The organism is Streptosporangiales bacterium, assembly GCA_009379825.1.
Taxonomy (GTDB): Bacteria; Actinomycetota; Actinomycetes; order Streptosporangiales; family WHST01; genus WHST01.
Genome location: WHTA01000007.1, coordinates 125159 through 133926 on the forward strand (window position 1 = coordinate 125159; position 8768 = coordinate 133926).

Consider the following 8768-nt stretch of genomic DNA (forward strand, 5'->3'; position numbering starts at 1 on the left):
GTTGTGAGCGAACTGGTTGTTGCACCCGACGCCTTCGGCGTGTGGGTTCACGGATCTTCCCGGCGTCGCGCCGGGACCGATGCAGGAGGTCTTGTGATCATCCGCCATTCGAAGCGGGCGCGCTTCGCGGCAGTGTTCGTGACAGCTGGGTTGGCACTGGCCGCTTGCGGGGGCGGCGGGGGGTCGTCCGGCGGCTCCGACGACGAGGGCAAGGAGCTGTCGGGCACCGTCCTGCTGGACGGGTCGAGCACGGTGGCTCCGCTCGGTGAGGCCGCAGCCGAGCTGTTCATGGAGGAGAACCCCAACGTCAAAGTGACCGTCGGTACGGCGGGCACCGGAGGCGGGTTCGAAAAGTTCTGCGCGGGCGAGACCGACATCTCCAACGCGTCCCGCCCGATCGAGGACGACGAGACGAAGGTGTGCAAGTCCAACGCTGTCGCACACGAGGAGCTCGCCGTTGCCAACGACGCTCTGACTGTGATGGTGCACAAGGACAACCCGGTCTCCTGCCTGACGACCGAGCAACTCACGCAGATCTGGGAGCCGGGCTCGACGGTGAAGAACTGGAGCGAGATCGACGGTCTGGAGGAGAACTTCAACGCGCCACTCGATCTCTACGGCCCTGGCACCGACTCCGGCACCTTCGACTACTTCACCGAAGCGATCAACGGGGAAGAGGGCGTACAGCGGAAGCAGTACAACAACATCGGCGAGAACGACAACGCCGGCATCACCGGTGTGAGCGGCTCGAAGGGCGGCATGTTCTACGCCGGTTTCTCCTACTACGAGGAGAACAAGGACAAGGCGAAGGCGCTGCAGATCGACGGCGGCGACGGCTGCGTCGAGCCGTCGCTGAAGACGGTCAAGGATGCAACCTACACGCCGCTCGGCCGGGAGCTGTTCATGTACCCGTCGGACAAGGCGCTAGAGAAGCCGCAGGTCGTGGCCTTCCTCGAGTTCTACATCGCGAACCAGAAGAAGATCACTGAGGCCGCCGGCTACATCGACCTCACCGACGAGCAGGTGAAGAAGTCACAGAAGAAGATCGACGAGCTGGCCGGCTGACCGGCCGGACGGCAGTAGGTATCCCATGTCAGCAAACACTTCAGACGCCTCGGCGGCCGGTGCGAGCTCTGCGCGCCGGCTGCTGGGCGCGTCCAGCCCTCGGTATGGAGAGAAGGCGATCAGGGCTTTCCTCGCCGTGTGTGCGGGACTCTCGATCGCAGTGACGACGGCAATCGTGGTCTCGCTCGTGGTGCCTTCGATCTCCTTCTTCGGTGAGGTGCCGATCCGCGACTTCCTGTTCGGTACCGGGTGGTTCCCCGATTTCGGGGCAGACGCGCAGTTCGGGGTCCTGCCGATCGTGGTGGGCACCCTGACGGTGGTCGTCATCTCCTTGCTGGTGGCGATCCCGGTCGGGTTGCTCTCGGCGATCTACCTGGCCGAGTACGCGCCACCGCGGCTGCGTCGGATCGTCAAGCCGGCGCTCGAGGTGCTCGAGGGCATCCCGACGGTCGCGATCGGCCTGTTCGCGCTGCTGTTCCTGCGCCCGCTCGCCGAGACGCTGCTCCCCTTCTTGCCGTGGCGGACGCCGTTCGCGGTAGGCATTGCCGGCGTGGCGGTAGGGTTGATGATCGTGCCGCTGGTCGCCTCGGTGTCCGAGGACGCCATGCGCGCGGTGCCGGGTACCCTGCGCGAAGGGGCCTACGCGCTCGGTTCGACCAAGTCGCGTGTCTCGCTGCGGGTGGTGTTCCCCGCGGCGATCTCGGGCATCGTCGCCGCGTGCGTGCTCGCCACCTCGCGGGCGATCGGCGAGACGATGGTGGTGCTGATCGCCGCGGGTGCCACCCCCCAGATCATCCCGCCCTGGGAGGTCACCGAGTCCATCCAGACGATGACCGCCTACATCGGCAGCACGGCAACCGGTGACATCGCGACCGGGAGCACCCAGTACGACGCGATCTTCGCCGTGGGCTCGCTGCTCTTCGTCATGACGCTGATCATGAACATGATCGCGATCCGCCTGGTCCGCCGCTTCCGTGAGGCGTACGAGTGATGGCCACCGAGGAGAAGCACGTGTCACGCTCTGGGCGTACCAGGCTCGCCGTCGCGGGTGCGCGCACCGCCACCAGGAGCGCCTTCGGGGAAACTCCCCGCGGCGACCGACTCGGCGGCGTGCTCTTCCCCGCGTTGCTGCTGCTGGCGCTGGCGTTCGCGCTCGGCGGCCTCGCCTCGCTGCTGGTCTGGTCGCTGGTGGAAGGTTTCCCGCGGCTCGACCCGGAGCTGTTCACCAACAACCCGTCGAGGCTCTTTCCCGAGACCGCAGGCTACCGGACGGCGCTGATCGGCACCTTGTACGTGATCAGCGGCGTGATCATGCTGATCGTCCCGATCGGGGTCGGCGCGGCGGTATACCTCGAGGAGTACGCGGACAAGCAGCGCTGGTACAACCGGCTGATCGAGCTCAACATCCAGAACCTCGCCGGTGTGCCCTCGATCGTGTTCGGCATCCTCGGTTTGGCCTTCATCGCGCGGGGGCCGCTGAACCTCGGTTTCGTCGCCGCCACCGGCTCGGTCACGCTGGCGCTGCTGGTGCTGCCAACGGTGATCCTCGCGGCGCGTGAGGCCATCCGCGCCGTACCGCCGTCGATCAGGGAGGCCTCGCTCGCTCTGGGCGCGACGCGCTGGCAGACCATCGCCAGGCAGGTCCTGCCCGCCTCCATCCCCGGGATCCTCACCGGCGTGATCCTGGCAGTGGCGCGCGCGATCGGCGAGGCAGCTCCACTGCTGCTGGTGGGTGCCGTCACCTTCGTGACGTTCAACCCAGCCCCCTTCAACGGGGGCTACTCGGTGCTGCCGGTGCAGATCTACACCTACGCCGTCCGGCCCCAAGAGGAGTTCAAGGTACTGGCCGCCGCCGGAGTGATCGTCATGCTCGTCGCACTACTCGCCATGAACTCGTTCGCGATCTGGCTGCGCAACCGCTATGAGCGGCGCTGGTAAGGGATGGAGATGCTCGAGAAGACCGAAGAGACACAGCGGCAACCGCAGGAAGGCAGTGCCGACGCAACGGTGAACGGCGCGGACCCGCACGGCAGTCGTGCGATTGTCATCGACCCGGAGCAGCTCCACCAGCACGGACCCGTCGAGCACCGCGACAAGGTCTTCGAGCTGAAGAACGTCTCGGCCTACTACGGCGACACCAAGGCCGTAAGCGACGTGTCCATGGATGTCTTCAGGGGCAACATCACAGCGCTGATCGGGCCGTCCGGGTGCGGGAAGAGTACGTTGCTGCGCAGCTTCAACCGGATGAACGATCTCATCCCCGATGCCCGCATCGAGGGCTCGGTGCTCTACCGCGGCGCCGACATCTACGACCGCGCGGTCAACCCGGTTCAGGTCCGCAGGGCGATCGGGATGGTATTCCAGAAGCCGAATCCGTTCCCCAAGTCGATCTACGACAACGTGGCCTTCGGGCCGCGGACGCTGCGCATGACCGAGGACATGGATGACCTCGTCGAGAGCGCATTGCGTGACGCGGCGCTGTGGGACGAGGTCAAGGACCGGCTGCACAGCAACGCCTACGGGATGTCCGGCGGACAACAACAGAGGCTCTGCATCGCCAGAGCCATCGCGACGAAACCCGAAGTCGTGCTCATGGACGAGCCCTGCTCGGCGCTGGACACCGTCGCCACCAGCAGGATCGAGGATCTGATGCTGCGGCTCAAGGAGGAGTACTCGATCGTCATCGTGACGCACAACATGCAACAGGCCGCTCGCGTATCGGACATGACTGCGTTCCTCATGGTGTCGGAGGATGCGGACGAACAGCACCGCTGGGGCGAGCTGGTGGAGTACGACGACACCAGCAAGATCTTCACCTTCCCGTCGGACAGTAGGACCGATGAGTACGTGACTGGCCGGGTCGGCTGAGGGGACACACCGTGAAGGAAAGGGAACTGGCCACGGCCGCGCCCAGAGGCGAGCTGGCGCCGTCGATCGCCTCGCAGACGACCACCGATGCACCACCGAGCGAACCCGTACTCTCGTGCACCGGGCTCAACGTCTACTACGGCAGCTTTCTCGCCGTCGCCGATGTGAACCTGCCGTTCGGCGCCAACGAGATCACAGCGCTGATCGGGCCATCCGGATGCGGCAAGTCGACCGTGCTACGGAGCCTGAACCGGATGAACGACCTGGTGGCCGGCGCCAGAGTCGAAGGAAGGGTCTCCTACCACGGCGTCGACCTCTACGATCCGGAGGTCGACGTCGTCGAGGTACGCAGACGCATCGGCATGGTCTTCCAGAAGCCGAATCCCTTCCCCAGCTCGATCTACGACAACATCGCCTACGGCCCCAGGGTCACCGGCATGCGGGTCGACAGCATGGACGACCTGGTCGAGCACACGCTGCGTCGGGCCGCACTATGGTCAGAGGTCAAGACCAAGCTGGCGCAGAACGCTTATACGCTCTCCGGTGGCCAACAGCAGCGTCTTTGCATTGCCAGAGCGATCGCGACGAACCCGGAGGTCGTGCTCATGGACGAGCCGTGCTCCGCTCTCGATCCGATCGCCACCGCGAAGATCGAGGATCTCATCGCCGATCTCGCCCGAGAGTTCACGATCATCATCGTGACGCACAACATGCAGCAAGCGGCCCGAGTCTCGCACCGGACGGCCTTCCTCAGCACGGTTCCGGATGACGACGGGCGCCGCACCGGAAGACTCGTCGAGTTCGGCACGACCAAGCACATCTTCGAGAACCCGTCGGATCAGCGCACCGACGACTACATCACCGGCCGCGTCGGCTGAGGACGGCATCATGTCGGACACCTTGGCTGAACACTGGGAATCGGACAACTCGCAGTTCCACATACGGCAACGGGCTGTCCTGGCCGGCCGCACCGTCGCGCCGGACCGGTTGGCCGTGCTCCTCGTGGAGTCCGACACCGACATTGCTCAAGACATCATCGGCGCACTCGTCGGGCAGCCGGTCGAGGTGCGGCTCTGCACCGACCCCGCGGAAGCACTGCTGGTCGTCGGCCGCGCCTGCCCCGACGTGGTCGTGCTCGGCCCGGCCACCGGCCTGCTCGGCGCGGTGGAGTTCCTCTCCCTCGTGCGTGCGGCCGACACCGGGCTGCCCGTCGTCGCTGGCGCGGGCGCAGGCGCGGGTGACTTCGCCGCGCGCGCCGCCGAGCTGGGCGTGGCCGCCGTCGTCCCACGCCCCTACCGTCCCCGCGAGCTACTCGGCCTGCTCCGCTCGCTGGCACCACGTCCCGACCGCCTCGAGCTCCGCCCGCTCGCCATCGACCTCGGCCGGCTGCGCATCGACGGCGCCGCGCCACAGTTCTGGCTCGACGGACGGACGGTTTCGCTGCCACCCATGGAGTACGTGCTGCTGCGCTACTTCGCCCAACACGTAGGTGCCGTCGTCTCCCGCAGGGAACTGATCGCCTCCGTCTGGGGCGAGCGAGCCAAGGAACGCAGCAACACGCTCACCGTGCACATCGTGCGACTACGCAAACGCCTCGGCGACGACGACCAGAACCCGCAGTGGATCAAGGCCGTCCGCGGTCTCGGCTACCAGTTCACGGTGCCTGCCGGATCCGCCGACACCACCGCATCGTTGAACCGAAGTCTGGCGTAGCGGATGCCAGTCCACCGGCGGCGCGCGGTGGTGTCACCGGCAGACTGGCTTGCCCTACGGGGGTGGTCCCGCCCACCGGTCGCGACGAAACCGGTGTAGGCGTCGCCTAGGTGCGGCACCGGCAGCGCAGCCGTCGCCGGCAAGATGCCGACCTTGGTCAGGCAGTGGGGGGACGACAACCGAGCGCAGGATAGCGGCCCCTACACCGCCAGATGCCACGAGTAACTGACAAACTAGACAAAATCGGGGCATTTGCTGCGCGCCGTTGGCCGACACCATCGAGTGGCTCAGCTTCTGCTGTGACCCTCTTGCACGTCCCCAGGTGAGCTCGGTCGCTTTCGTGCACCGCGCATGCGAAGTAGCCGCTTGACCGATGACCGGGACATTCCGTAGTGCCTGACAAGATCTGCGGCGGTCTCACCTGCCAGGTAGGACCTGACCAGCTCGTCCTCCCTGGCAGACGACAGGCGAGTTGCGCCGACCGGACATGTCATCACATCCTGTGCCCGTAACGACGGGTCCGCGGTTCTCATTGTGGTAAGTAGCGCCCACTAGCCTCTGACCTGCGGCTATATATGGGTCGCGTGGCACAATAAGAACCGAGCCGACGTCATGGTGCCGCTGGCCGACGTTACCACCATCCCGGCTGGCATCCGCGCCCATGGCGCGGAGGATCTCGTCGGTCGCAGTGTCGTGATGCTCAGTCCCGAGGCAGTGTTGTCTGGGTCGCGTGGCCGGCGTTGGTCTGGTCAGTGGCTGCGGCGTTCGGCGACGGTGAGGACCAGATCGGTCATGGCGTCGACGGCGGCTTGCTGTGGGAGTTCGTTGTCGAGGCAGAGGGACTGCCAGGTGCTGAACGCGATTGCGTGGCCGAGTACTCCGCGTAGGCGTGCGCGGGTGGGTTTGCGTGCCTTGACGCTGAATGGCGCGAGGAGCACGTCTTGCCAGTGCTGGTCGCGGTGTTGGATTCCTTGTCGCTGTTGCTCGGGGAGTTCGGCGAGGTCCCTGTGGATACGGATGAGCATGTCGGCGCCGTCGCGGTAGAAGCGGTAGATGTCGGTGAGCCCGGTCCGCAGCCGCCGCCGTGGGTCCTGGATGCGTTGCCACGCGTCGGGGGCGGGGAGTACCTGCTGTGCCAGCCAGTGCGCTGAGCACGCCGAGAATAGGGCTTCGTCGTTGGGGAAATGCCGGTAGACGGTCAGCCGGGTCACGCCGGCTCGTTCGGCGATGGCCGCGACGGTGGTCGCCGCGGGTCCGACAGTGCCGTGCAGGTCGACGGTGGCCACCACGATCCGCTGCCGGGTCGCGTCGATCTGCTCTGCACGCCGGCCCATCCGATACGGTCGGCGATCGCCCGAATTCGTTGAACGTGACTGTTTACTCAACTGTTGACGCCGCGCCTCTCCGGTCGCATGATTTCGCGATACACAAGTGTATCCTCGAATCGGGGGAGGGCACCATGGCAGACAGTGGGACCACGGCGACCGGTGCGCCGCCGTTGACCGTCCTTGAGCCCGACGAGGGTCGGGAGGCGGGGCTGGGCAGCATCGGGGTGGTGTTCAAGTTGTTCGGACGTGACACCGGCGGGCAGGTCTCGATCGTCGAGCATCCCTTCCCTGTCGGCGCGCTCGTGCCACCCCACCTGCACACCAGGGAGGACGAGTTCTCCATCGTCACCGCCGGTGAGATCGGGTTCCGGTCAGGCAACCGTGAGGTAGTGCTCGCCGCGGGTGGCTACATCACGAAGCCACGCGGCGAGCTGCACACGATGTGGAACGCCGGCAGCGAGCCCGCACGCATGATCGAGGTGATCACGCCTGCTGGGTTCGAGAACTTCTTCTGGGAGGTCGCCGACCTCGTCGACGCCGGACCGCCAATGCCGGAGGCGGTAGGCGAGATCGCCGGTCGCTACGGGCTGTCCTTCGACCGCCCGGAATGGCTCCCCGATCTCATCGCCCGCTACCATCTCACGCCGCCGCCCGGATAAGAGCTCGGACCCCAGCCCATGGCTAGCCGCCAACCGCACGCTCCGTCGGCGACCCTTCTAGCCGGTGGTCGGTGATGCCCGGCCGAGTCGGCAGGACCCTCTGCGCCTAAGGATTCTGCCGACCGTTTCGGCACGCCCGTAGTGGCATTGGCTGCCGGCCTTCTCGTCTACACAGAAGAGGCTTCCCGGTCATACCTGCGTAACCAGGCTACGGTGACACTCCGCCGAATTGGATGCCGAAGCGATAACCGTCGCCCCGGCGTCGAGCATGCCAGGCGCGTAAGCAGGACCGGTCCACAGCAGCGCCCTCGCTCAGTTTGCTGTACGCGATCGCGGCAGGGATCTGTGTCTACGAGGGGGCACCAGGCGTTGGAGGACGCCAGGGCGGCGGCCGGTGCACACCAGGTGAAGGTCCGGATAACAGACCTGGTCGAGTTCCATCGCCAGCGAGGCACGTGTCGATCGCAGTGGTCACCGACACCGGGCCGTGCTTCGCGGGGAACGGTTCGCTGCCCCGTACACCGGCGATGGCCCGCTGCTGCTGCACTAAACACGAAGCCCCAATATGTCCGCCGTATCCGGTTGGCACGCAGACCGACGGCAGGTCTTCGGACTAGTCGGCACCCGCTTGCCGGCGAACCTACTGGCCGTCGCTTCTCAGGCAGCTTGGCTCCCACTGCTCGACTGACAGCGCTTGTTCCCACTCACCGCTGCGGGGCACTCGGACTCGCGCCGGGTTCCCTCTCTTGCCTCGTCCCAGCCGTTGCCGGGACGAACCACCGGCACCTCTGACCATGGCCGACTGCGGCGGACGCGCCCAATGGCAGATACGACCTAGTCGATGCGGCGACCTTGGTCCATGACCATGACATGGTCCGCGTGGGGGAGGATCGAGTCGAGGTCGTGGCTGATCAGGGCGAGCGCGGTCCCGGTCTGGTCGGCGGTGTTCCGTAGCTTTTGCAGCACCATCGACGTGTTGATGGTGTCCAGGGCCGATGTCACCTCGTCGCAGATGAGGAGTCGGGGGTGTGCCAGCAGAGCGCGGGCCAGCGCGCAGCGTTGCAGCTGTCCGCCGGAGAGTTGGGCCGGCTTACGTCGCGGTGTCGTGGTATCGAGTCCGAGTGCGTCCAGGAGC

The 8768-nt window shown here is 66.2% G+C and carries 9 protein-coding genes and 1 riboswitch; of the genes, 7 read left to right on the plus strand and 2 right to left on the minus strand.

The annotated features are described in order from the left end of the window. The first annotated feature begins 93 nt into the window (after nucleotides 1-93). Genes pstS through GEV07_05950 form a run of 6 tightly spaced genes read left to right on the plus strand, consistent with a single transcriptional unit; the run spans nucleotide 94 to nucleotide 5646 of the window. Nucleotides 94-1065, plus strand: coding sequence for a phosphate ABC transporter substrate-binding protein PstS family protein (gene pstS, locus GEV07_05925; GenBank protein MQA02270.1), 972 nt, complete (start codon nucleotides 94-96; stop codon nucleotides 1063-1065). A 25-nt stretch (nucleotides 1066-1090) separates the two neighbouring features. Next, entirely contained in the window at nucleotides 1091-2056 is a 966-nt protein-coding gene (pstC, locus tag GEV07_05930) for a phosphate ABC transporter permease subunit PstC (GenBank protein ID MQA02271.1), read from the plus strand. Continuing rightward, nucleotides 2056-3003, plus strand: coding sequence for a phosphate ABC transporter permease PstA (gene pstA / locus GEV07_05935; protein MQA02272.1), 948 nt, complete (start codon nucleotides 2056-2058; stop codon nucleotides 3001-3003). Before pstC ends, pstA begins: the two co-directional genes overlap by 1 nt. Before the next feature lie 9 nt (nucleotides 3004-3012). Beyond that, nucleotides 3013-3933, plus strand: coding sequence for a phosphate ABC transporter ATP-binding protein (gene pstB, locus GEV07_05940; GenBank protein MQA02273.1), 921 nt, complete (start codon nucleotides 3013-3015; stop codon nucleotides 3931-3933). Nucleotides 3934-3944: 11 nt separating this feature from the next. Then, on the plus strand, nucleotides 3945-4811 hold the full coding sequence (gene pstB, locus GEV07_05945; protein MQA02274.1) for a phosphate ABC transporter ATP-binding protein: 867 nt from the start codon (nucleotides 3945-3947) through the stop codon (nucleotides 4809-4811). 10 nt (nucleotides 4812-4821) lie between these two features. Next, a complete protein-coding gene (locus tag GEV07_05950; protein ID MQA02275.1) occupies nucleotides 4822-5646 on the plus strand; it encodes a DNA-binding response regulator in 825 nt (274 codons plus the stop codon). A 749-nt stretch (nucleotides 5647-6395) separates the two neighbouring features. On the opposite strand, the gene GEV07_05955 is transcribed toward GEV07_05950, so the two are convergent. Then, nucleotides 6396-6980 (minus strand): TetR family transcriptional regulator, encoded by a 585-nt coding sequence (locus tag GEV07_05955; protein MQA02276.1) that lies wholly within the window; start codon nucleotides 6978-6980, stop codon nucleotides 6396-6398. Nucleotides 6981-7105: 125 nt separating this feature from the next. Here GEV07_05955 and GEV07_05960 point away from each other — a divergent pair, with 125 nt between their 5' ends. Next, nucleotides 7106-7633 (plus strand): cupin domain-containing protein, encoded by a 528-nt coding sequence (locus tag GEV07_05960; GenBank protein MQA02277.1) that lies wholly within the window; start codon nucleotides 7106-7108, stop codon nucleotides 7631-7633. A gap of 581 nt (nucleotides 7634-8214) precedes the next feature. Next, a riboswitch (cobalamin riboswitch) is annotated at nucleotides 8215-8429 on the minus strand. Between the two features lie 38 nt (nucleotides 8430-8467). Here GEV07_05960 and GEV07_05965 read toward each other — a convergent pair. Beyond that, on the minus strand, nucleotides 8468-8768 hold a 301-nt coding region (locus tag GEV07_05965; GenBank protein MQA02278.1), incomplete at its 5' end, for an ATP-binding cassette domain-containing protein.

Bases quoted from the DNA above. Each gene is read 5' to 3' on its own strand.
- pstC (MQA02271.1), top strand. From the start codon at position 1,091: ATGTCAGCAAACACTTCAGACGCCTCGGCGGCCGGTGCGAGCTCTGCG.
- pstA (MQA02272.1), top strand. From the start codon at position 2,056: ATGGCCACCGAGGAGAAGCACGTGTCACGCTCTGGGCGTACCAGGCTC.
- pstB (MQA02273.1), top strand. From the start codon at position 3,013: ATGCTCGAGAAGACCGAAGAGACACAGCGGCAACCGCAGGAAGGCAGT.
- GEV07_05950 (MQA02275.1), top strand. From the start codon at position 4,822: ATGTCGGACACCTTGGCTGAACACTGGGAATCGGACAACTCGCAGTTC.
- GEV07_05955 (MQA02276.1), bottom strand. From the start codon at position 6,980: ATGGGCCGGCGTGCAGAGCAGATCGACGCGACCCGGCAGCGGATCGTG.
- GEV07_05960 (MQA02277.1), top strand. From the start codon at position 7,106: ATGGCAGACAGTGGGACCACGGCGACCGGTGCGCCGCCGTTGACCGTC.